Origin of the sequence: Streptomyces sp. V1I1 (assembly GCF_030817355.1) — a bacterium.
In the GTDB taxonomy this organism is placed as follows: Bacteria; Actinomycetota; Actinomycetes; order Streptomycetales; family Streptomycetaceae; genus Streptomyces.
In genome coordinates this window covers 4,964,476-4,987,832 of record NZ_JAUSZH010000001.1, presented here as the reverse complement: position 1 = coordinate 4,987,832, position 23,357 = coordinate 4,964,476, and the positions used below count along the sequence as shown (strand labels likewise).

Annotated in this window: 17 protein-coding genes; 9 read left to right on the top strand and 8 right to left on the bottom strand. The window is 69.4% G+C overall.

Features of this window, described 5'->3' with window-relative positions; all coding sequences use genetic code 11:
* The first annotated feature begins 250 nt into the window (after positions 1-250).
* Positions 251-3,721, top strand: coding sequence for a DNRLRE domain-containing protein (locus QFZ67_RS23505; protein ID WP_307663050.1), 3,471 nt, complete (start codon positions 251-253; stop codon positions 3,719-3,721).
* A gap of 51 nt (positions 3,722-3,772) precedes the next feature.
* Here the strand turns inward: QFZ67_RS23505 and QFZ67_RS23500 are convergent, their stop codons facing one another.
* The 3 genes from QFZ67_RS23500 to QFZ67_RS23490 form a co-directional block, all read right to left on the bottom strand.
* The gene (locus tag QFZ67_RS23500; protein ID WP_307663049.1) at positions 3,773-4,792 is read right to left on the bottom strand and encodes a DNA-3-methyladenine glycosylase; all 1,020 of its coding nucleotides are present in this window, start codon (positions 4,790-4,792) and stop codon (positions 3,773-3,775) included.
* 127 nt (positions 4,793-4,919) lie between these two features.
* On the bottom strand, positions 4,920-6,035 hold the full coding sequence (locus QFZ67_RS23495) for an NDP-sugar synthase (RefSeq protein WP_307663048.1): 1,116 nt from the start codon (positions 6,033-6,035) through the stop codon (positions 4,920-4,922).
* A 74-nt stretch (positions 6,036-6,109) separates the two neighbouring features.
* Positions 6,110-7,564, bottom strand: coding sequence for an N-acetylmuramoyl-L-alanine amidase (locus QFZ67_RS23490; RefSeq protein WP_307663047.1), 1,455 nt, complete (start codon positions 7,562-7,564; stop codon positions 6,110-6,112).
* Between the two features lie 126 nt (positions 7,565-7,690).
* On the opposite strand from QFZ67_RS23490, the gene QFZ67_RS23485 reads away from it, so the two are divergent.
* From QFZ67_RS23485 to QFZ67_RS23470, 4 genes are all read left to right on the top strand, one after another.
* The gene (locus QFZ67_RS23485; RefSeq protein WP_307663046.1) at positions 7,691-8,443 is read left to right on the top strand and encodes a TIGR03089 family protein; all 753 of its coding nucleotides are present in this window, start codon (positions 7,691-7,693) and stop codon (positions 8,441-8,443) included.
* A gap of 183 nt (positions 8,444-8,626) precedes the next feature.
* A complete protein-coding gene (locus QFZ67_RS23480; protein ID WP_373430100.1) occupies positions 8,627-9,946 on the top strand; it encodes an LCP family protein in 1,320 nt (439 codons plus the stop codon).
* 221 nt (positions 9,947-10,167) lie between these two features.
* Entirely contained in the window at positions 10,168-11,874 is a 1,707-nt protein-coding gene (locus QFZ67_RS23475) for an LCP family protein (protein ID WP_307663044.1), read from the top strand.
* A gap of 51 nt (positions 11,875-11,925) precedes the next feature.
* Positions 11,926-13,647, top strand: a complete 1,722-nt coding sequence (locus QFZ67_RS23470; protein WP_307663043.1) for an LCP family protein — start codon at positions 11,926-11,928, stop codon at positions 13,645-13,647.
* Positions 13,648-13,717: 70 nt separating this feature from the next.
* Here the strand turns inward: QFZ67_RS23470 and QFZ67_RS23465 are convergent, their stop codons facing one another.
* Positions 13,718-14,734, bottom strand: a complete 1,017-nt coding sequence (locus QFZ67_RS23465; protein ID WP_307663042.1) for a glycosyltransferase family 2 protein — start codon at positions 14,732-14,734, stop codon at positions 13,718-13,720.
* 222 nt (positions 14,735-14,956) lie between these two features.
* Between QFZ67_RS23465 and QFZ67_RS23460 the strand changes: the two genes are divergently transcribed.
* Positions 14,957-16,321 (top strand): LCP family protein, encoded by a 1,365-nt coding sequence (locus tag QFZ67_RS23460; RefSeq protein ID WP_307663041.1) that lies wholly within the window; start codon positions 14,957-14,959, stop codon positions 16,319-16,321.
* A 46-nt stretch (positions 16,322-16,367) separates the two neighbouring features.
* Here the strand turns inward: QFZ67_RS23460 and QFZ67_RS23455 are convergent, their stop codons facing one another.
* Positions 16,368-16,916: an acyl-CoA thioesterase gene (locus tag QFZ67_RS23455; RefSeq protein ID WP_307663040.1), complete on the bottom strand. Its 549-nt coding sequence runs from the start codon at positions 16,914-16,916 to the stop codon at positions 16,368-16,370.
* Between the two features lie 120 nt (positions 16,917-17,036).
* Here QFZ67_RS23455 and QFZ67_RS23450 point away from each other — a divergent pair, with 120 nt between their 5' ends.
* A complete protein-coding gene (locus QFZ67_RS23450) occupies positions 17,037-18,308 on the top strand; it encodes an LCP family protein (protein ID WP_307663039.1) in 1,272 nt (423 codons plus the stop codon).
* 76 nt (positions 18,309-18,384) lie between these two features.
* Here the strand turns inward: QFZ67_RS23450 and QFZ67_RS23445 are convergent, their stop codons facing one another.
* The gene (locus QFZ67_RS23445) at positions 18,385-19,551 is read right to left on the bottom strand and encodes an acyl-CoA dehydrogenase family protein (RefSeq protein ID WP_307663038.1); all 1,167 of its coding nucleotides are present in this window, start codon (positions 19,549-19,551) and stop codon (positions 18,385-18,387) included.
* A gap of 177 nt (positions 19,552-19,728) precedes the next feature.
* On the opposite strand from QFZ67_RS23445, the gene QFZ67_RS23440 reads away from it, so the two are divergent.
* A complete protein-coding gene (locus QFZ67_RS23440) occupies positions 19,729-21,066 on the top strand; it encodes a UDP-glucose/GDP-mannose dehydrogenase family protein (RefSeq protein WP_307663037.1) in 1,338 nt (445 codons plus the stop codon).
* Positions 21,067-21,175: 109 nt separating this feature from the next.
* Here QFZ67_RS23440 and QFZ67_RS23435 read toward each other — a convergent pair whose 3' ends face one another.
* Complete coding sequence (locus tag QFZ67_RS23435; protein ID WP_307663036.1) at positions 21,176-21,694, bottom strand: CGNR zinc finger domain-containing protein; 519 nt, start codon at positions 21,692-21,694, stop codon at positions 21,176-21,178.
* A gap of 88 nt (positions 21,695-21,782) precedes the next feature.
* On the opposite strand from QFZ67_RS23435, the gene QFZ67_RS23430 reads away from it, so the two are divergent.
* The gene (locus QFZ67_RS23430; protein ID WP_307663035.1) at positions 21,783-22,145 is read left to right on the top strand and encodes a VOC family protein; all 363 of its coding nucleotides are present in this window, start codon (positions 21,783-21,785) and stop codon (positions 22,143-22,145) included.
* Positions 22,146-22,190: 45 nt separating this feature from the next.
* Here QFZ67_RS23430 and QFZ67_RS23425 read toward each other — a convergent pair whose 3' ends face one another.
* Positions 22,191-23,318, bottom strand: a complete 1,128-nt coding sequence (locus QFZ67_RS23425) for a dipeptidase (protein ID WP_307663034.1) — start codon at positions 23,316-23,318, stop codon at positions 22,191-22,193.
* Positions 23,319-23,357 lie beyond the last annotated feature (39 nt).

Genomic DNA, 23,357 nt, shown 5'->3' with positions numbered 1-23,357 from the left:
AAGGCCCAATCTCCGACTGCGGCTCATCGCCTCGTCCGACAGGGCGACATCTCTTTGGCTCACTTCAGAGACGGACCAGCCCCAACGGCGGTTCCCTCGCCGACACGTGACGGCCGATCCGGCGTGGGTCATGATCTGCTCGCATCCGTCACGCCCGGGCCCGACTTGCTGTGCCCGCGTGACCAGCTACAGGAGGCCGGTCGGCGGTATGCCGTAACTGGTTTCCGAGGGGGGAAAGGGAACCTCGCTCATGACGAGCAGATGGCGCCGCATGCCCGGACGCCGACCACTCGCCGCGGTCGCGGCCGCCGTCGTCCTGGCCTCCGGCCTCACCTACGTGGGCCTGAACAACCACGAGGAGCAGCGACCTTCGGCCAAGCCACGCAGCCGGCAGAGCGCGCCGCTGAGTGAGGCCGACGCCGCAGTGAAGGCCAAGAAGTCCGGCAAGGCGGTTGAGGCGACCGCGCTGCGCACGTCGTACGCCACCACCTGGGCGATGCCCGACGGGCTGATGCACCGGCGCATCCACGCCAGCCCGATCCGCGCCAAGGTCGACGGCGCGTGGAAGGCCATCGACACCGACCTGGAGCGAGTGGAGGGCGGCTGGGCCCCCAAGGCCACCAACGTCCGCATGGTCTTCTCCGCGGGCACCAAGGCCAAGGGCGGCAACCGCGCGTCCCGCGACTCCGTGCGGCGCGTCTCGCTGCTGCCGGGGGCGATCACGCCCGGTACCGGCAACACCCTCGCCACCATCACCGTCGACGGCCATGACATCGTGCTGACGTGGCCCGGTGCCATTCCTACGCCCATCATCGACGGCCCACGAGCGCTCTATCCGGAGATCCTCCCGGGCGCGGATCTGGTCCTGACCTCGGACGACAACGGATTCGCCCAGCTGCTCGTCGTGAAGAACCGGACGGCGGCCGCCGATCCCCGGGTCGCGCGCCTGGCCTACGGGCTCTCCTCTCCCGACCTCAACTTCTCCCTGGACCCGGTGTCCGGCATCGTCAGCGCTCAGGACCAGGGCGGCAATGACATAGCCGAGTCCCCGACCCCGCTGATGTGGGACAACTCGGGCGTCCCGGCGCTCACCGACGGGCAGGCGGGCAGCGATGCCACCCCGGCACCCGAGGTGCTGCCCTCCGAGTCTGCCGGGACGACGCCGGATCCCGCGGAGTCGGAGACGGCCACTCCCGAACCCTCGGACTCCGTCCAGGACGGCGATGTGGAAGACCCCTTCAAGGAGGTGCTCCCCGAGGCCTCCGACGAGGCGCCGGACCCGTCCGCCACCGAACCCGGATCAACGGTCCCGCCCATTCCGTCCGAGCCGTCCCCGGAGCCCTCGCAGACCGGCGCCGCGGCCACCCTCTCCCTGCCCTCGCTCAACGGCCCTCAGCCGGACTCCAACGGCACGCTCGTGGAAACACATCTGGACGACGGCAACTGGGTGTTCATCCCGGACCAGGACTTCCTCGCCGACCCCGGCACGGTCTACCCGGTGTTCATCGATCCTTCGGTCAGCAAGCACACCAACGACTGGACCACGGCGTACAGCCGGCACCCCTACGCGAACTTCTACAACGGCAAGAACTTCAACAAGGGCGGCACGCACGAGGCCCGGGTCGGCTTCGAGTCCGACACCTGGGGCACCTCGCGTTCCTTCTTCACCATCGACTGGGACCGCGATCTCAAGGGCGCGACCGTCAGCAAGGCCACTCTGCGGGCCCTGAACACCTACTCCTGGTCCTGCCAGGCGCGCAGCATGTCCGTGCACCTCACGGGCTCGGTCAGCTCCAAGACCAATTGGAAGAACGCGCCGTCGATGAACGACGGCAACAAGATCGGCCGGGACAGCTTCGCGCACGGATACAAGAGCAACTGCCGTGACGACTATGTCGCCTTCGACGTCAAGTCCACGGCCCAGCGCGCGGTGAAGGGCGGCTGGCCGACGATGACCATAGGCTTCAGGGCGACCGACGAGAACTCCCAGTACTCCTGGAAGAAGTTCCAGGCGAACGGCGGCAGCGACCCGTACATCGACCTGAGCTACAACCGTCCCCCCGACCCGCCCACCGGCCTGGACCTCGACCCCGGCCTGAGCTGCGACACGACGTATCCGTACATCAACCTCGGCTCTTCCTCCCTCACCTTCTGGGCCAACGCGAGCGACAAGGACGACAATCTCGCGGCGGTCCAATTCGATCTGTGGCCCACCGGCGGCAGCACCGCCAACCTGCTCGGCAGCAAGGGCAGAGTGTCCGTCGGCAGCCAGACCAGCTCGGCGAGGGTGCACACCGACCCCTTCTCCACCAGCGGCCTGAAGAACGGCACCAGCTACTCGTGGCGTGCCAAGGCAGTCGACAAGTTCGGCGCGACCTCTGGGTACTCACCCTCGAAGACCCCGTGCCGGTTCGTGTTCGACAGTGCCAAGCCTTCGCCGCCGACCGTCACCTCGCCGCACTTCCCGGACGCCGATGCCAAGGACAACGGCTTCAACAACGAGGCCGAGGACTCGAAGTGGAGCACGGTCAAGTTCGGCACCGCGGGCTCCTTCACCTTCAAGGCCGCGCAGACCGATGTGGTGAAGTTCGAGTACGGCTTCAACCAGGCCTCGTATCCCTTCTCTGTGGCGCGCACGAACGGCGCTGCCGTCACCACACTGACCACGGTGTCCAATGCCAAGCCCCCACTCGCCGGACCCAACGTCCTGTATGTGCGAGCGGTGGACGATGCCGGGCATGTCTCGGAGCCGCTGAAGTACTTCTTCTACGTCACCCCGCGCGACCAGGCCGACAAGCCCGGCGACTTCACCGGTGACGCGCTCCCCGACCTGTTGGTCGTCGACGCCAACGGCAACCTACGGCTGTACGCGTCCGAGTCAACGACCGACCTCACGAAGGGCACCGGTGACCTGGACTACTCCATGTCCGGTGCGTACAAGGGGAATCCGGCCAAGGACCCGAACGGTGACGACGGGCTCCCCGTCTATGTCGCGGCCCCGTCCGGGTACTGGAAGAACACCCTCATCACCCACCTCGGCGACATCTACGGCGGCGACGGTCTGCAGGACCTGGTCGCCCGCCGGGAGGGTAAGCTGTGGGTGTATCCCGGTGACGGATACGGCGGCGTGAACATCGACAAGCGCCAGCAGATCCTGCTGCCGTCGAACGCGCCGGCCCCGGACAGCATCACCCAGATCGTCTCCGCCGGCGATGCCACGGGCGACGGCAAGGCCGACTTCTTTCTCACCGTCGGCGACGCCTTCTGGGTGCTGATCGGCTACAACGGCGCGTCCGTCGAGCAAGCGACCCAGCTGTCCAGCTCCGCGTGGACGGAACGCGACATCGTGACGGTCCAGGACGTCACCGGCGACTCAGTCACCGACCTCATCTACCGGACCGATGTGACCGGGCGACTCCTGCTGCGTACGGGCAAGGCGGGCGCCTCAGGCGGTGTCGACCTCAACTCTCTGGCGGCCGCGGCCAATTCGGCCAAGGGCGTGGACGAGCAGTACGGCGCCTCCGGCTGGGCCACCAGCAACATCCGGCTGCTTGCGGGCACACCCGACGCCAACAAGGACGGCATCCCTGACATCTGGACGCTGCGGGCGGACGGTGCTGTCCGCTTCTACGCGGGCTCGCGTGGGGAGATGGCGCACTCCGGAGTCGAGATCGTCGGCAACAGTGACGGCGGCTGGAAGAACAAGATGGCCATCGGCTGACGCAGGTGAGGCATGAGGGCCCGGTCGGTTTCCGACCGGGCCCTCGGCGTTCTACAGCGCGCCGATGTCGACGCGTGGCATCTTCGGCTTGCGGCGGGGCGGGGTGCGGCCGCCGAGAAGGATGAGGCGGGCGGCGCGGTGGCGCTGGCCCGTGTAGGGGGCGAGGAGTTCGAGCATCGCCGCGTCGTCGGCGTTGCGGTCGCCCGCGAGTGCGTAGCCGACGATACCGGGCAGATGCAGGTCGCCGACGGTTACCGCGTCGGGGGCGCCGTTGCTGCGCTGGACCGTCTCGGCGGAGGTCCAGGGACCGATGCCGGGGATCAACTCCAGGCGTTCCTGGGCCTGTTGGGGCTCCATCGCCGCTGCCTCCTCCAGACGGCGGGCGACGCGGACCGCGCGCAGGATGGTGGAGGCGCGCTTGTTGTCGACGCCGGCGCGGTGCCACTCCCAGGACGGGATCATCCGCCAGGCGGACGGGTCCGGCATGACATGCATACGGTGCGCGCCGTCGGCCGGTCCGGGGGCGGGCTCGCCGTACTTCCGTACGAGCAGCCGCCAGGCGCGGTACGCCTCGTCCGTGGTGACCTTCTGCTCCAGGATCGAGGGGATCAGGGACTCGAGGACCAGTCCGGTGCGGGTGAGGCGGAGGCCGGGGCAGCGACGCTGGGACGCGGCGACCAGGCGGTGGCGGGGCTCGAAGAGGTCCGGCTCGTCCTGGGCCCCGAGCAGCTCCGGCAGCCGGCCGAGCAGCCACTGTGCGCCGGGTCCCCATGCTTCGGCCTCGGCCTGCGCGGCTGCCGGCCGGAGGGCGACCCTGAGGGTGCCGGGGCCGTCGGGCGTACGGGTGGCGCGCCAGACGGATCCGTCGGGGGTGGTACGGAAGGTGGGGTCGGCGGGGCCACGGCGGAGGGGGCCGAGGACGAGGCCGAGGTCGAGGGGGCCGGGCGGGGTCCAGCGGCGGGTGTGGGACGCGGACGCCTGCCTGGGGATGCCGGTGGGGGCGGGCACGGTGGTGTGACCGCCTCGCACGGTGGTGCGGGTGGGTTGGTTCTGTGCGAAGCGTCCTGCCACGGTGACGAGAGTACGGGCCCGCGTCGCCCGCGGCGGGCTTTCCCCTGACTGGGGGCAGTGTCCTCAATCGCCGGACGGGCTTGATTTCCGCCCGCGATTGAGGCGCGGGGTCCGGGGCGGAACCCCGCTACTGGTCGGACGAGAAGCGCACCGACGCCCGCGGCAGCACCGCGTCGCACCACACCCTCGCGCCGTCGCGCAGTTCGTTGTCCGCCCCCACGACCGCGCCGTCGCCGATCACCACACCCGACAGCACCGTGCGCGCGCCGATTCGGGCGCCCGCGCCGATGAGGGAGGAGGAGATCACCGCGCCCTCCTCCACGATCGCGCCCTCCAGGACCGCGCTGCCGTCGATGCGGGCGCCCTCGGCGATCACCGCGTTCGCGCCGATGGCCGTGCCGCCGGTGAGTTTGGCGTCGGGGGCAACCGACGCCGAGGGCAGGACCAGGCGGTCGCCGCGGCGGCCCGGGACTGCCGGGGACGGGGCGCGGCCCAGCACCAGGTCGGCCGAGCCGCGGACGAAAGCCTGCGGGGTGCCGAGGTCCAGCCAGTACGTGGAGTCGACCATGCCCTGGAGGTGGGCTCCCGAGGACAGCAGGTCGGGGAACGTCTCGCGCTCCACCGAGACCGGGCGGCCCGTCGGGATCGTGTCGATGACCGAGCGGCGGAAGACGTACGCGCCCGCGTTGATCTGATCGGTGACGATCTCCTCGGGGGTCTGCGGCTTTTCGAGGAAGGCCGTGACCCGCCCGCTCCGGTCCGTCGGGACCAGCCCGAACGCCCGCGGGTCCTCGACCTTGGTGAGGTGCAGGGAAACGTCCGCGCCCGACGAGCGGTGCGTGGTGACCAGCGCCTCGATGTCCAGGCCCGTCAGGATGTCGCCGTTGAAGATCAGCACGGGGTCCTCGGGGCCCGACCGCAGCCGGGAGGCGACGTTGCGGATCGCGCCGCCCGTGCCGAGCGGCTCCTCCTCGGTGACGTACTCCAGGTGGAGGCCGAGCGCGGAGCCGTCCCCAAAGTACGGCTCGAAGACCTCCGCCAGATACGACGTCGCCAGCACGATGTGCTCGACGCCCGCCGCCCTGGCCCGTGCCAGTTGATGCGTGAGGAACGGGACGCCCGCCGCCGGAACCATCGGCTTGGGCGTGTTGACGGTGAGCGGGCGCAGCCGGGTGCCCTTGCCGCCGACCAGGAGGATCGCTTCTGTCACCTTGTCGTCTCTGCTTCCTGCTGGGGCCGGCATGGTCACTCGTCTTGGTCACTCGTTCGAGACCGGCCAGTTTATGCAGTTGGTTGGTGCGGGGTCCGTTGCCTGTTTCAGGCGCGTCCCTGGTACGTGGCCGCAGCACTCCGGGCCTTGCCGAGCCTGCTGTAGAGGAGGGCACCCGGACATTCAGTGAAGAATCCGTCCCGGTGCCCGGAAATGACATTGAAGTTGACCCTCACCCCCTCCGCGTACTTACCGCTCCCTCCCGACGTCAGCACCACCTTGCCTCGCGGATCGCGGCCGTACAGCCCGAGCTTCCAGGCAGTCAGCCGGGCGACCGCGGTGACCGCGGCGGCCGGTGGGGTGGAGAGACTGTACGTGCCGAGCACGGCAATTCCCACGCTATTCGTGTTAAATCCCAGGGTGTGCGCGCCGAGAACCGGCTTGGCCACGCCTCCTGCGCGCCCTTCGTAGATGTTTCCGCACTTGTCGACGGCGAAGTTGTAGCCGAAGTCGCGCCAGCCACTGCTCACGACGTGGTAGCGGTAGATACTGCGCAGGACGGAGGGCGCCTGCGCGCAGGTGTAGTTGTTTCCGGTGGCGCTGTGGTGTACGAAAGCGGCTTTCACGGACGTCGTGTAGACGAAGGTCTTCTCGCGCAGCGACTCGTCGGCGCCCCATCCCTGGCGCGTGATGATGCGGGGGCGCGGTCCGATGTACGGCGTCGCGCCTGCCACGGCCGGGTCCACCTCAGCTTCTGTCTCGGCTCGTGACAGCTCCGGGAGCACGTTCCCGTCCGGGGGTGCGGGTGCGGGTTCGGTCGCCCGGTCGGCTCCCGCAGGCGCGGGCTCCCCGGACGCCGGTTCCCCGGACGCGGGCTCCTCAGACGCGGGCTCCCCGGACGCGGGCTCCTCAGACGCCGGTTCCCCGGACGCGGGCTCCTCAGACGCCGGTTCCCCGGACGCGGGCTCCTCAGACGCCGGTTCCTCGGGCGCGGGCTCCTCGGACGCCGGTTCGCCGGACGCGGCTCCCCCCGACGCGGGTCCCTCGCCCGGGTCCACGAGTTCGAGGCGCAGGCCCTCCGGCAGCGGCACCGTTCCGGCCGCCTCCGAGCGTACGCGGACCTCCACGCCGTCCGATTCGCCGACCCACAGCGGGGCCGTGGAGCCACGCACCTTCCCCGACTCGCGCTCCGCGCTGTCCGGGTCCGCGCCGTGCTCGTGGTTGTGGGTCTCCACGTCCTGCCAGCCGGACCATTCGCCGGAGCCGACGGCCCGGGTTCGGACCTGGACCGTGCCGCGCAGTTCGGCGTTCACGTCGTCCCAGACGACGCCGACTAGGGAAAAGGGTCTGACGTCATGTTCGGTGACCCCCTGTTCCGTCGCCGGACCGCGGGACCGGTCCGACGCCCCCTCCCCGATCGGCGCCAGCGGCAGCGACTGGGTGGAGCCGGGCAGATCCGGCACCTGCGGGGGCGCGGTGGCCGCGCCGGAGAGCAGCGAAAGCGGAAATATCAGCGCGGCTATGCACGCGACGCCGACGGAAGAAGCAAGAAATCCACGCATGATGACGATCCTGAGCCGGGGCCGCCGACTCCGCTATCCGGGAAACTGACCACCCGTCGGTCCGACCGGAGGACCCGCCACCACTACGGCGGCTTCCCGCCCGCCCCGCCGCGTACCCTTGCGCGGGTGAACGCCAGCGACCGTACCCCTGCCGACCTGCTGCGATCCGCGCTCGCCGCGGACCCCGCGCGCCCCTTGGTCACTTTCTACGACGACGCCACCGGTGAGCGGGTCGAATTGTCCGTCGCCACCTTCGCCAATTGGGTGGCAAAGACGGCGAATCTGCTCCAGGGCGACCTGGCCGCCGGGCCCGGCGACCGGCTCGCGCTGCTGCTTCCCGCGCACTGGCAGAGCGCGGTCTGGCTGCTCGCCTGCTCCTCGGTCGGCGTGAGCGTCGAGGTGGGCGGCGACCCGGCGGACGCGGATCTCGTGGTCAGCGGTCCGGACACGCTGGAACAGGCGCGTGCCTGTTCCGGGGAGCGGGTGGCGCTCGCGCTGCGGCCGCTGGGCGGGCGGTTCCCGCAGCCGCCGGCGGGCTTCGTCGACTACGCGGTGGAGGTGCCGGGCCAGGGCGACCGTTTCGCGCCGTACGCACCGGTGGATCCGTCCGCGCCCGCGCTCACCGTGGGCGGCAGGGAGCTGACGGGCGCCGAGCTGGTGGAGCGGGCCCGCGCGGACGCGGCCGGCATGGGCCTTGCGCCCGGCTCGCGGCTGCTGACGGGACGCGGGTACGACTCGTGGGAGGGGCTGTCGGCCGGGCTGTACGCGCCGCTTGCGGCTGGTGGGTCGGTGGTGCTCTGCCGAAACCTCGGCGAGCTGTCCCAGGAGGGCCTCGAGAAGCGGATCGAGAGCGAGCGCGTCACGAACACCGCGGTGTGACAACCCTCTGAGGTCCACTCGTGTGGCGCACACCCGGGCCGAGCCCCCGGGCCTGAGCGTCAACTCCGGTGGATGATCGGCGATACGCGTGCTTCAACGCACAACCAAGCGCGAGGTTCAGCCGTCTAGTCCTGCGATCGGCGACCCAGCGCGCCGCCGACGCCATGAAGGATGGACGCAGACGTGACGGACAGTGCTGGCACGCCCGCCGAACCGGACGGCCCGGCCGATGACGAGCCGCCGACCGGAACGCGCGGGCCTGGTAGTACGGGCGAGGCTGATTCCGGCGAGGGTCCGGCAAAGGCGGACGCGGCCGGCACGGACGCGGCCGGCACGGACGCGGCCGGCACGGACGCAGAAACCCCCAACCGCAAGCATCACTGGCTGCGTTGGATCGCCCTCGGTACCGCCGTCGTCGTCCTCGCCGCCGCCGCCGTCGGATGGTGGTTCTACCGTAAGTTCGACGCCAACATCACCACCGACATCACCGCGGCCTCCGAGCTCGAGGCGTACGAGAAGGAGCGGCCCAAGGCCCTCTCGCTCGACGCGAAGAACATCCTGCTCCTCGGCTCCGACACCCGCTCCGGCGACGGCAACAGCAAGTACGGCCGCGACGACGGCGGCAGTCAGCGCTCCGACACCACGATCCTGCTGCACATCTCCGGGGACCGGAAGAGCGCGACCGCGATGTCCATCCCGCGTGACCTGATGGTCAGCATCCCGAGCTGCCGCAAGCCCGACCGCACCCGTACGAAGGCGCAGTTCGCGCAGTTCAACTGGGCGTTCGAGTTCGGCGGCGCGGCCTGCACGATCCGTACCGTCGAGCGGTTCACCGGCATCCGCATCGACCACCACATGGTGGTGGACTTCAGCGGCTTCAAGGGCATGGTGGACGCCGTGCACGGGGTCGAGATCTGCCTCAAGGAGCCGATCGACGACGCGGACGCGCACCTCAAGCTGCGCGCGGGCAAGCAGACGCTGCGCGGCGAGCAGGCACTCGGTTTCGTACGGGCCCGCAAGTCCATCGGCAACGGCAGTGACACCGAACGCATGGAACGCCAGCAGCAGTTCCTCGGCGCGCTGGTCAAGAAGGTGCAGAGCAATGGCGTACTGCTCAATCCGACCCGGCTCTTCCCGGTACTGGACGCGGCTACCAAGTCACTGACCACCGACCCGGGTCTGAGCTCGCTGAAGGATCTGTACGAACTAACCCGCTCAATCCGTGGCATTCCAACCGAAAAGGTACAGTTCCTCACCGTTCCGCGGCAGCCGTACAGCGCCGACCCGAACCGCGACGAGCTCGTCGAGCCCGACGCGGCTCAGCTCTTCAAGCGACTGCGCGAGGACATGCCTGTCACCGTCATCCCGGACAAGGACAACGAGGGAAGGCCCTCGCGGAAGAAATCCTCGCCCGACGAGAAGCCGGACGACAGCGGGTCCGCGACACCGACGCCGTCGCCGATTTTCTCCGGTACGACCGCCGCAGAGAGCACGTGCGAGTAAAGCGATGGCCAAGCCGGAGTCAGCAGTCCATGACGATTGGGCGGAATGACCGCTTGTAAGGAGCGTGGAATTTGTCACTGACGTCGCTCGACGTTGAACTGGACGGATAGTGTGACGCGATCTGGTGCTTCCGACCTTGGGTCGCGCACTGCTGGATCGAAAGACCGAGCGCCCTTCGGGGGAGGCGCCTCGCGTGGCACCGACGGAGGACTCAAGCAACCGTGGATGCGCAAAGCCGTGGACGGGCGGACGAGATCGACCCCGCCGACCAGTGGGTCCTCAACCCGCAGACCGGCAATTACGAATTGCGACTGAACCAATCCGCACAGCAGTCGTCCGCGTCGACAAACGCCGCTCCCAGAACTCCGGCGCCGAGAAGTCCGCGGGACCGCAGGACCGCTTCTCCTGAGCGGGAGGTGCCGGGTCAGCGCTCGCGCCGCGCGGGCAATGCCTCCGGCGGGACTCCCCCCACGGCGGGCCGGCGCAAGCGCAAGCAGCCCAAGTCCCGCAAGAAGAAGGCGCTTCTGTGGACGGGCGGCGTGACGGCCGTTGTCGTGGTCGCCGCCGCCGTGGGCGCGTATCTCGTCTACCAGCACTTCGACTCGAACCTGAACACGGTCGACGTCGCGGGCGCGGGCAGCGGCGGCTTCAAGAAGGACCAGGCCGTCAACATCCTCGTCATCGGCACCGACAAGCGGTCCGGCGAGGGCAATGAGTCCTACGGCGACAAGGACAGCGTCGGGCACGCCGACACCACGATCCTCTTCCATGTCTCCAAGGACCGGACGAACGCCACCGCGCTGTCCATTCCGCGCGACCTGATCACCACCATCCCGACCTGCGAGACCAAGACCTCAGAGGGCACCAAGGACATCCCGGGTACGCGCAAGACCCGGTTCAACGAGAGCCTCGGCCAGTTCGGCCGCGACCCGGGCTGCACCATGCGTACGGTCAAGGAGCTCACCGGCGTCACCGTCGACCACTTCATGATGGCCGACTTCAACGCGGTCAAGACGATGACGACCGCCGTCGGCGGTGTCGAGGTCTGTCTCGCCAAGGACATCAAGGACAAGGACTCCAAGCTCAACCTCACGGCGGGCAAACACGTCGTGGAGGGTGAGCAGGCGCTGGCGTTCGTACGCACGCGCCACTCGGTGGGCTTCGGCGGCGACCTCAGCCGGATCGAGATCCAGCAGCAGTTCCTGAGCTCGCTGATCCGCAAGATGAAGTCCAGCGACACCCTCTCCAGCCCCTCCAAGATGTGGGACCTGGCGGAGGCCGCCACCAAGGCGCTCACCGTCGACACCGGCATAGGCAAGATCTCCAGGCTGCGCGATCTCGGCATGGAGCTGTCGAAGGTGGACCCGAAGAACATCACCTTCGCGACCGTGCCGGTGGTCGACAACACCGACGGCGCAACCGTGCTGCTCAACGAGGCCAAGGCCAAGCCGCTGTTCTCGATGATTCAGAACGACACCTCGCTCACCGAGGTGAAGCAGCAGCAACAGGACGCAAAGAACAAGCAGCAGGGCCTGCTCAAGGGGACCAGGGCGGCCGCGTCCGAGGTGCGGGTCGCGGTCTTCAACGGCAGCGATACGCGGGGGGCGGCGCTGACGACGCTGACCTGGCTGCAGAACGAGCAGGGCGTACTGAAGTCGAGCAACGAGGGCAATGCCCCGAGCAAGCTTCCAAAGACGACGCTGACGTACGCGCCGAACCAGGCCGATCAGGCCCGCAAGCTCGCGGACCTCATGGGCCTGTCGGCGACGGCGCTGAAGCCGGGCACCAAGGACGCAGTGGGTCTTGAGGCCATGCAGCTGACCCTCGGCGCGGATTTCGAGCGCGCGGGTGTGCCCATCACCGGTCCGGCGAAGGCGCCGGAGGGTGTGCAGAAGGTCGAAGCGGACAAACAGGTGTGTGCCAAGTGATGCCGGAACACCGGGTCATCAGGAGCGCCTGAACGACAGGGGGGACCCGGGGTGGGACAGAACAGCGTGCGGGGGGAGGGGACGCGGCATCGCGTTCCGCACGCCCGCGAACTGGGCTGGGACGACAGCCTGTACGGCGAAGGGGACGACCAAGCCGCCGGAGGCCGCAGGAGGAGAACCGGCAGACAGGCCGGTCCTGACGGGCCGGACGGCGGGTCCGCGGAAGGCGGCGGCCACGAGGCCGGACACCGGCACGGCGGCCCGCGGCGCGGAAAACGGGGCAAACGCCGCATACTTCGCTGGGTCGCCTTCGTACTGTCGCTGCTGATACTTGGCACAGCCGGCGCCGGTTACCTCTACTACGAGCACCTCAACAGCAAGCTCAAGAAGGACGACCTCACGCTCGGCAAAAAGATGCGCGAGCACCAGGCCAACGCCGCCGGTCAGGTCCCGCTGAACATCCTGCTCATCGGCTCGGACGCGCGGGACTCCAAGGAGAACCAGAAGCTCGGCGGCGCCAAGAAGACGTTCGGCGGACAGCCGCTCGCGGATGTGCAGATGCTGCTGCACCTCTCGGCCGACCGCAGCAATATCTCGGTGATCAGCATGCCGCGCGACACCGTGCTCAAGATCCCCGAGTGCAAGGACCCGGACACCGACAAGACGTTCGCCGCGACCGGCTTCAGGCTGACCAACGAGTCGCTCGGCCGCGGCGGGCCCGGCTGCACGGTGGCGACCTGGTACGCACTCACAGGCATCACCATCGACCACTTCATGATGATCGACTTCGCGGGTGTGGTCTCCATGGCCGACGCCATCGGCGGCGTCCCGGTCTGCGTCGAGAAGAACGTCTACTCGCGCAACAGTAAGGGCGAGGGCTCCGGGCTGAAGCTGGAGGCGGGCACTCACCCCGTCAAGGGCGAGCAGGCGCTCCAGTGGCTGCGTACGCGCTACGGCTTCGACGACGGCACCGACCTCGCCCGCACCCGCGCGCAGCACATGTATATGAATTCGATGGTCCGGGAACTGCGCAAGAACACCAAGCTCACCGACCCGAACAAGCTGCGCAAGCTCGCCGAGGCGGCCATCGGAGCGCTCACCGTCGACAAGGGCATCAACTCCGTCAAACAGCTCTTCGACCTGGGCGAGGAGCTCAAGAGCGTCCCGACCGGCCGGATCACCATGACCACGATGCCGAACTTCTACTCCCAGCGGCCGGGGTTCGTCGGCAAGGTCGAGCCCCAGCCGGGCGACGCCGAGCAGCTGTTCCGGATGGTCCGCGAGGACATTCCGCTGGACGGCAAGGCGCCGAAGAAGAAGCCGGCCACCACCACGCCCGCCGTGTCCAAGGACCCGGCTGCGGCACCCGGTGAGATCGCGGTGATGGTGCAGAACGGCACCTCGGGCGACGGCCAGTTCGCCGAGAAGGGCCGTGCGGCGGCGGTCGCCGGGATCCTGTCCGACAAGGGCTTCACACAGGCCAGGGCGGACGCCACGAGGGACCCGCAGAAGAAAACGGTCATCCGGTTCTCCAACGCCGAGCTCGAGGGCGATGCTCAGGCGGTCGCCAAGTCCCTCGGGATTCCGCTGACTTCGGTGAAGAAGTCGACGGATGTCACCGGTATCTCGCTGATCGTGGGCGCGGACTGGCGCCAGGGCGACGCGTACCCGAAGTCGGTGCAGGACGACAACAAGACCCCGGCCTCGGCGAAGGCGCTGAAGGGCGACAACGACGAGTACTGCATGCCCGTGCAGCCCGGCTTCACCTGGTAGCTCGTACGCGAAGGGCCCCGGGTGCGCGTGCACCCGGGGCCCTCTCGTATCTGTCAGAGGCGTACGAGAGTCAGGCGGCCTCGGCCTTCACTGCCGGGCGGCGGCTCGCTATGACCTTCTTCGCCAGTGCGCGCGGGCTGGTGAGGAAGCCGTACCCCCACGACATGTGCATGGTGGCCAGCGCCACGGGGATCTGCAGGCGCGCCTTGAGCGGCAGGCCCTTGCCCGCCGGGAGGGAGCCCGCGACTATCGCGGCCAGATAGCCGCCCGGGACGATGAAACCCCAGGAGGTGAGAGCCGCGCCCACCACGAGGCCCGCCGCCATCGCGCAGACCGCGGTCGGCGGGGCGAGGTAGCGCAGGTTGATGGAGCCCTCGTGGAAGCGGGCGACGACATGGCGCCAGCGGCCGTAGTCCTTGTACTGCTTCGCCAGCGCCCGCACGCTCGGCCGCGGCCGGTACTGCACCCTGAGTTCGGGCGAGAACCAGACCAGGCCGCCCGCCTCGCGGATGCGGAAGTTCAGCTCCCAGTCCTGGGCGCGGATGAACTCCTCGTTGTAGCCGCCCTGCTGCTCCAGCGCCTCGCGCCGGAAGACACCCAGATACACGGTTTCGGCCGGGCCCGCAGTGCCGCCGGTGTGGAAGGCGGCGTTCCCGACGCCGACCTTCGAGGTCATGGCGGCGGCGACGGCGTGCTCCCAGTCGTTCTCGCCCTCGGCGTGCATGATGCCGCCGACGTTCTGCGCGCCGGTCTCCTCGAGCAGCCGGACCGCGGTGGCGATGTAGTTCGCCGACAGCATGCCGTGGCCGTCGACCCGCACCACGATCGGGTGGCGGGAGGCCTTGATGGCGGCGTTCAGCGCTGCCGGGGTGCGGCCGGTGGGGTTCGGGACGGTGTGGACGCGAGGGTCTTCCCGTACGAGCTCGGCGGCGATCTCGTCGGTACGGTCCGTGGACGGTCCGAGCGCGATCACCACTTCCATCTCGCCGTCGTACTCCTGCTCGAGGATGTGACGGACGGAGTTGCGCAGATGCCGCTCCTCATTGAGGACCGGCATGATCACGGAGACAGGGGGCGTGGCGTTCATCGCCCGACACGTTACCGCGAATGGGGGACACGAACGCGCGGCGACCGGTCGCTGCAGGTCGGCGCAGATCGTACGGCCCTACGGTGTGCGGGATCCCCCTGTCGCCCGCGGAGGTTTCCCCCCTTGCCCACGCCGCCCCGCTCCCGGCCGTCCCCCTCCGGCCGTCCCCGGCAAAACGACCGGAACAGGACCAGACGGCCGGTCGAGCGGCCGCGCTGGGGCATGCGAGTGGCGACCACGCTCTCGGTCCTGGTGCTGGCGGCGGGCGGCATCGGGCATGCGGTGGTGACCAGCGTGGACACCGGCATCGTCCGGGTGGACCCGTTCAAGGACATGAAGAACCGGCCCGACGCGGGCGAAGGCATGAACCTCCTGGTCGTCGGCACCGACGGCCGCGACAAGATCACGAAGAAGGAGAAGCGCAAATACCGGCTCGGCGGCGCGCCCTGCCGCTGCACCGACACGATCATGCTGGTGCACATCTCGGGGGACCGGGAACGCGCCAGCGTGGTGAGCCTGCCGCGGGACAGTTACGCCGTGATCCCGGAGCACACCGACGCGACCACCGGCAAGCGCCACTCGAAGCACGCGTTGAAGCTCAACGCGGCGTATTCGAAGGGTGGGCCGAGCCTGACCGTGCGGACTGTCGAGCAGCTGACCAAGGTGAAGATCGACCACTATCTGGAGGTCGACTTCACCAGCTTCATGAAGACGGTGGACACGCTGGGCGGGGTGGAGATCTGCACGACCCGGCGGATGAAGGACACGTACACAGGTCTGAATCTCGCCGCCGGCACCCACAAGCTGAACGGCGGGCAGGCACTGCAGTACGTGCGCTCACGCCATATCGACGGGGCGGCCGACCTCGGCCGGATGCAGCGCCAGCAGCGCTTTCTCGCAGCCCTCATCCACCAGGCGGCCGACAGCGGTGCGCTGCTGAACCCGGTGAAGCTCCGCGAGGTCTCCTCGACGATGCTCAGCTCCGTACGGGCCGACAAAGGCTTCGGCGCCGAGGAAATGCTCGCCCTGGGCAAGGCGATGCGTGGCTTCACCGCGGCCTCGTCGGAGTTCACCTCCGTGCCGCTCCGCGACTCCAGCGACCACGTCAAGGGCATCGGCGCGACGGTGAAGTGGGACGAGGCGAAGTCGAGGAAGCTGTTCCAGACGCTGCGCGAGGACAAGCCGCTCGCGCCGCACCGCCCGAAAAGGCCGCAGGCGGCGGCGGTTGATGTGTCGCCGCGGCAGATCCGGGTGCAGGTCTACAACGGGACGCTCACCGACGGCCTGGGCAGAACGGTCGACGATGCGCTGCGCGCCACCGGCTTCAACACGACCCGCGCTCCGCTGAACCTCGGCGGCAGCGAGGTGCGCCGCAGCTATGTGACGTACGACCCGCGCTGGGACCGCTCGGCGAGGTCGCTGGCGGCGGCGCTGCCGGGGTGCGAGCTGCGGGCGGTGAAGGGGCAGGGACGGACAATGAAGGTGACGGCCGGGACGGACTACAAGGGAGTGACGCGGGTGCGGGCGGAGGAGCCGCCTCCGGGCGAGTTCGGCGCGGTCACCGGCGACCAGGTGGTCTGCCCATAGCTGGAGCTCCGCCCCCGGACCCGCCGCCTCGCCCCCGTACAGCCCCCTAGTCCTCCAGGCCCTCCGCCGCGCGCTTGTCCCGGAGCTCCTTGATCGCGCGGCGCCGGGCGAGCCGGTGCGTACGCCGGATCTGCGCCTCCTGGTAGCGCCGCTGATCCCGCTCGGTCTCGGGGATGACCGGCGGTACGGCTCGGGGCTTGCCGTCCCCGTCGACGGCGGCGAAGACGAGGTAGGCGCTGCCGACCTGGGTCGCCGGCGTCGACTCGTTCCAGCGCTCGGCCAGGACCCGTACGCCGACCTCCATCGAGGACCGGCCCGTCCAGTTCACCTGGGCCTTCACATGCACCAGATCGCCGACCCTGACCGGCACCAGGAAGACCATCTCGTCCATGGAGGCGGTGACCGCGGGACCGCCGGAGTGGCGGCCCGCGACCGCGCCCGCCGCGTCGTCCACCAGCTTCATGATCACGCCACCGTGCACCGTGCCGAGGAGATTGGTGTCACTGCCGGTCATGATGTGGCTGAGGGTGGTTCGGGACGCCGCGGTGGGCTTGCCCGGAATATCTGCCTCCGGGTGCTGGGCCTGGTCTGTCATGCCCTCCACCATATGCGGGGGCTCTGCGGCGGTCGCATTGCATCAGCTTCGCAACAGCCCTGCCCCTATTCCCCCACCCGCCTTGTGGGCGGCGGGGGCCCGCCCTGCACACTGGTCCGCATGAATGACTGGCCCGATGGATGGTCCGACGACCGCGGCAACAACAACGCAGCCGGCTACGGCCGCGGCAGCGGCGGCGCTCAACCCGAGGGCGCGCGAGTGATGCGCCATGTGCAGCGCCCGGCCGCACCCCCGCGCGGCGGGGTCCCGCCGCAGTCGCGAGGGTACGACGAAGGCTATGACCAGCAGGGCTACGACAGCGGCTACAACACGGGCCAGGTCTACGGCGGCCCCGGTGGCGGCAACGGCGGTCCGCCGCACGACGGCCGGCCCTATGACGGCCGCCCCGCCCCCAACTGGCGGCGCCGCCTCAAGGTCGGCTCGCTGACCCTGGTCGTCGTACTGCTCGCCGTCTCCATCGGCACGTACTTCTGGGCCGACTCCAAGCTCAAGCGCGAGGTCGACCTCTCCAAGGTCATCGAGCGCCCGGGCGAGGGCGAAGGCACGAACTATCTGATCGTGGGCTCCGACAGCCGCGAGGGCATGTCGGCCGACGACAAGAAGAAGCTCCACACGGGCTCGGCCGAGGGCAAGCGGACCGACTCGATGATGATCCTGCACGAGGGCTCGAACGGCCCGACGCTGATCTCACTGCCGCGCGACTCGGACGTGGAGATACCGTCCTTCAAGGGCTCGGAGTCCGGCAAGGCCTTCCCGGCCGAGGGCCGGCGGGTGAAGCTGAACGCGGCGTACGCGGAGGACGGCCCGGAGCTGCTGGTCCGCACCGTCGAGCACAACACGGGCCTGCGCATCGATCATTACGTCGAGATCGGCTTCGCGGGTTTCGCGAACATCGTCGACGCGATCGGCGGCGTGGAGATCGACATCCCGAAGGCCTTCAAGGACAAGAAGTCGGGCGCGGACTTCCAGGCGGGCAAGCAGACGCTGAACGGCGAGCAGTCGCTGGCGTTCGTGCGGACGCGGTACGCCTTCGCGGGCAGCGACCTGGACCGTACGAAGAACCAGCAGAAGTTCCTTGCGGCTCTGGCGAGCCAGACGGCGACGCCGGGCACGATGCTCAACCCGTTCAAGCTCTACCCGACGATGGGCGCGGGCCTGGACACCCTGATCGTCGACAAGGACATGTCCCTGTGGTCGCTGGGCAAGATGTTCTTCGCGATGAAGGGCGTCACGGGCGGCGAGGGCAAGTCCATGAACATGCCGATCTCGGGCAGCAGGGGCGGGAACCTGGTCTGGGACAAGGCGAAGGTGAAGCAGCTGGTGCAGCAGTTGAAGAACGACGAGAAGGTCACGGTCACCTCGGACCGCTGACGCGACGACGCGAAGGGGCCCGCACCGGAAACGTCCGGTGCGGGCCCCCTTCGTATGCCGAATTTCGTATGCCGGCTTACGGCAGGTTGCGGGCCATGACGATCCGCTGAACCTGATTCGTGCCTTCATAAATCTGCGTGATCTTGGCGTCGCGCATCATGCGCTCGACGGGGTAGTCACGGGTGTAGCCGTAGCCGCCGAGCAGCTGGACCGCGTCCGTGGTGATCTCCATGGCGGCGTCCGAGGCGTAGCACTTGGCGGCCGCGCCGAAGAAGGTGAGGTCGCTGTCGACCCGCTCGGACTTGGCAGCCGCGGCGTAGGTGAGCTGGCGGGCGGCCTCCAGCTTCATCGCCATGTCGGCGAGCATGAACTGGATGCCCTGGAAGTCGGCGATCGGCTTGCCGAACTGCTTGCGCTCCTGGACGTAGCCCTTGGCGTAGTCGAGAGCGCCCTGCGCGATGCCGAGGGCCTGGGCCGCGATCGTGATGCGGGTGTGGTCCAGGGTCTTCATGGCGGTCGCGAAGCCGGTGCCCTCCTCGCCGATCATGCGGTCGGCGGGGATGCGGACGTTGTCGAGGTAGACCTCCCGGGTCGGGGAGCCCTTGATGCCGAGCTTCTTCTCCGGGGCGCCGAAGGAGACGCCCTCGTCGGACTTCTCGACAACGAAGGCGCTGATGCCCTTGGAGCGCTTGGTCGGGTCGGTGACGGCCATCACCGTGTAGTACTCGGAGACGCCGGCGTTGGTGATCCAGCGCTTCACGCCGTTGAGTATGTAGTGGTCGCCGTCGCGCACGGCCTTGGTCTTCATACCGGCCGCGTCGGAGCCGGCGTCCGGCTCGGAGAGGCAGTACGAGAACATCCCGTCGCCATTGGCGAGCGGGCCCAGGTACTTCTTCTTGAGGTCCTCGGAGCCGGAGAGGATCACCGGGAGCGAGCCGAGCTTGTTCACGGCCGGGATCAGGGAGGAGGAGGCGCAGACGCGCGCGACCTCTTCGATGACGATGACGGTGGCCAGCGCGTCGGCGCCCGCGCCGCCGTAGGACTCCGGGACGTGGACCGCGTGCAGGTCGGCGGAGACCAGGGCGTCGAGGGCCTCCTGCGGGAAGCGGGCCTCCTCGTCGACCTCGGCGGCGAACGGAGCGATCTTTGCCTCGGCGAGCGAGCGGATGGCGTCACGGAGCATGTCGTGCTCTTCGGACGGGCGGTACAGGTCAAATGCCGAGTTACCGGTCGATCCGGCCAAGGTCTCTCACTCCCCAAGGAACGCTAACTACCGTTAAGTAACCGAATTTTAGAGGGCTGGCCGCAGCTAGGCATACGTGACCTTGGCGACAGCGGTCTGACAGGGGGAAACGTGCCCCGAGGGGGCACGGCTATGCTCGGGCACGCATTCCGAGCCCGCACTTCCCTGGAGCACCGCATGGCCCTCAAGATCACCGTGATCGGCACCGGATATCTCGGCGCCACGCACGCCGCGGCCATGGCGGAGCTGGGCTTCGAAGTGCTCGGACTCGACATCGTGCCCGAGAAGATCGAGATGCTTTCGGCGGGCAAGGTCCCTATGTACGAGCCGGGGCTGGAGGAGCTGCTCGCCAGGCATGTCGCGGGGATAGAGGGATCGAGCGGGCGGCTGCGCTTCACGACCTCCTGGGAGGAGATCGGGGAGTTCGGCGACGTTCATTTTGTCTGCGTGAACACCCCGCAGAAGCACGGGGAGTACGCCTGTGACATGTCGTACGTCGACTCCGCCTTCGAGTCGCTGGCGCCGGTACTGACGCGGACCGCGCTCGTCGTCGGCAAGTCGACCGTCCCGGTGGGGTCGGCGCAGCGGCTGGCCGACCTTCTCGCCGAGAAGGCGCCGGGGGACGTGGAGCTGGCCTGGAACCCGGAGTTCCTGCGGGAGGGCTTCGCCGTGCAGGACACGCTGCACCCGGACCGGGTCGTGGTGGGCGTCACCAGCGAGCGGGCCGAGAAGCTGCTGCGCGAGGTGTACGCGACGCCGGTCGAGGAGGGGTCGCCGTTCGTGGTGACGGACTACCCGACGGCGGAGCTGGTGAAGACCGCGGCGAATTCCTTCCTGGCGACCAAGATCTCGTTCATCAACGCCATGGCGGAGATCTGCGAGGCCGCGGACGGCGATGTGGTGAAGCTGGCGGAGGCGATCGGGCACGACGAGCGCATCGGGAAGAAGTTCCTGCGGGCGGGCGTCGGCTTCGGGGGGGGCTGCCTGCCGAAGGACATCCGGGCGTTCATGGCGCGGGCCGGTGAGCTGGGCGTGGACCAGGCGCTGACGTTCCTGCGCGAGGTCGACTCGATCAATATGCGGCGGCGCGGGCACATGGTGGAGCTGGCGCGGGACGCGGTGGGCGGCGACTCCTTCCTGGGGAAGCGGGTGGCCGTGCTGGGCGCGACGTTCAAGCCGGACTCGGACGACGTACGGGATTCACCGGCGCTGAATGTGGCGGGCCAGATCCATCTGCAGGGCGGCCAGGTCACGGTGTACGACCCCAAGGGCATGGAGAACGCACGGCGGCTGTTCCCGACGCTCGGGTACGCGGACTCGGCGCTGGAGGCGGTGCGGAGCGCGGATGTGGTGCTGCACCTGACGGAGTGGCGCGAGTTCCGCGAGCTGGACCCGGCGGCGCTGGGCGAGGTCGTGACGAGCCGGATCGTGCTGGACGGCAGGAACGCGCTGGACGGCGGGAAGTGGCGCGAGGCGGGCTGGACGTACCGGGCGATGGGGCGGCCGCGGGCCTGAGCTTCCGCCGCTCGCGGCGCGGCTGCGCGCCTGAGCTTTCGCCGCTCGCGGCGCGACGGTCGGCATGGGCCTTCGCCGTTCGCGGCGCGGCGGTCGGCCTGAGGATCCGTCAGCCTGTCGCCGTGCGGCGGGCGCGGTACGTGCGCATCTTGGCGCGCGCGCCGCACACCGCCATCGAGCACCAGCGGCTGCGGCCGGCCGGGCTGCGGTCGTAGTACGCCCAGTGGCAGTCCTCGGCCTCGCACGCCTTGAGGCGCGCCCATGTCCCGTCGGCGGCCGCGGCGGCGATGGCCTCCGCGATACGGGAGACGAGCGGGCCGTCCGGAGTCGCGGGGCGCAGTGCCGCGGCGCCGTCCTCGGCGACGGTGACGTACAGCGGGGCCCCGGCCAGGAGCCGGTCGAGCGCGGCGGGCGAGCGGCCCGGTGATCGGTGCCCGGCGTGCGCGAGGCAGGCGCCGCGCAGGGCCTCGCGGAGCTCCCGGGCGGCGGGGACGTCGCGCTCGGCGAGACCGAAGGCGGCGCGGCCGTCGGCGGTGTCGAGCATGTCGGCGCCGTTCTCGATGTTCAGCGTGTTCACCAGGGCCTCGACCAGCACGAGGCCGCCGGGTGCGGGTGCCCTGTCGTACATGGTTGCGACGTTACCTCTGGTGCGGGAGCATGGGGTAACCGTTACTGGTTACGCCGTTGTACCGGTAACTCAAACAGAGGAGCAGACCATGGCCATCGCCACGCTGGGCACTGTGGTGCTGGACTGTCCCGACCCTGTCGCGCTCGGCCGCTTCTACGCCGGGCTCCTGGGCGGTGACATCGAGACTGACGGCGACGGCTGGGTCTCCCTGACGGGAGCACCGGGCGCCCCGCTGGCGTTCCAGGCGGCACCGGACTTCGTACCGCCGAAGTGGCCGGCACCCGACGCCTCGCAGCAGTTCCACCTGGACCTGATGGTGGACGACCTGGATGCGGCGGAGAAGGAGGCGCTGGCACTGGGCGCGAGGCCGCTGGACGCGGACGACAGGGGCCGGTCCTGGCGGGTGTACGCGGACCCGGCGGGGCATCCGTTCTGCCTCTGCGCGAACTGAGCGGCGCGCTCAGCGCGGACAAAGCGGGGCCCGGCCCCCAAGCCCCTACGCGTCGTCCAGCGTCGTCACCCGTGCTGTCGACGCCGACCTGCGGTCCTGCATCGCCCTGGCCACGAAATCCGTGTCCCTCACGACCCGGTATACGTTCCCCCATGTCAGCGCCTCGATGTCCGGTTCGGGCCAGGAGCGGTCCAGGAGTTCGGCGATCAGGCGGGGGAAGCAGGACACGTCTGCCAGGTCGGGGGCGTGTTGGGCGCCCGTGTCGTAGGCGCCGGTGAGGGCTACCGACTCCGGGCCGACCGCGTCGCGGACGTGGTCCAGGTGGTCCGCCGTTTCGCGGAGGGTGGCGGCCGTGCAAGGGACCATGCAGACGCCGCGGTTGGCGCGGAGCTGGCGCAGTACGTCGTCCGGGACCCGCTCCGGGTGGTGCGAGATGACGACCGGCGCCTGGGCCACCTTCAGCGCCCGGTGCATCGTCTCGGGCGTGCAGCCGGAGAGGTCGACGACGATGCCCAGGCGGTTCATCTCGCGGACGACCTCATGGCCGAAGGAGGTCAGGCCGGTGCGCTGGGTCCAGCGAGTGCCCGCGAGGGTCAGGCTGCGGACGCCCAAGGCGTGGTACGCGCGCAGCGTGCCGAGCGAGTCGCCCAGGGCCGGGCCGGCCACCGGGCCGAGCAGCACGGCTATGCGGCCGCAGTTGCGTGCGTCGGCGAGGTCGTCGACGCTCAGCGCCAGGCGCATGCTTTCGGGATAGCCGGCCACCAGCGAGCGGACCAGGTCGAGCTGCTCCATCGTCACGGTCAGCGCGCCGTCACCGGTGATCTCGGACGGCGCATGCAGAGACCAGAACTGCGCGCCGACGCCGCCGTCCCGCAGCCGGGGTATGTCCGTCTCCAGCGTCCGCTCGCCGTGTTCGATGTCGTGCGACGGGGTGCCCCTGAGCGCCTGGGCCAGACCGCTGAACCCGTCGGCTATCGGGTGCACGGCAAGTAGTTCCCGTGCCCGCTCCAGGCTCCCGGCGACCGGCTCGACCGGCTCGACCGGCTCGGCCGACGCCCCGGCGCGGGGCAGCGCCAGGGAGTCGAGGTCACCGAGATCGTCGAGGGCGCCGAAGTCGCCGAAGTTGCCGACCGCGGCGGTGGCGGTTTGGGGTTCGTCCTGCAGATCTGCCATGGCGGGTGCTCCGAGCTTCGAACGACCGTGCCGTAGAGC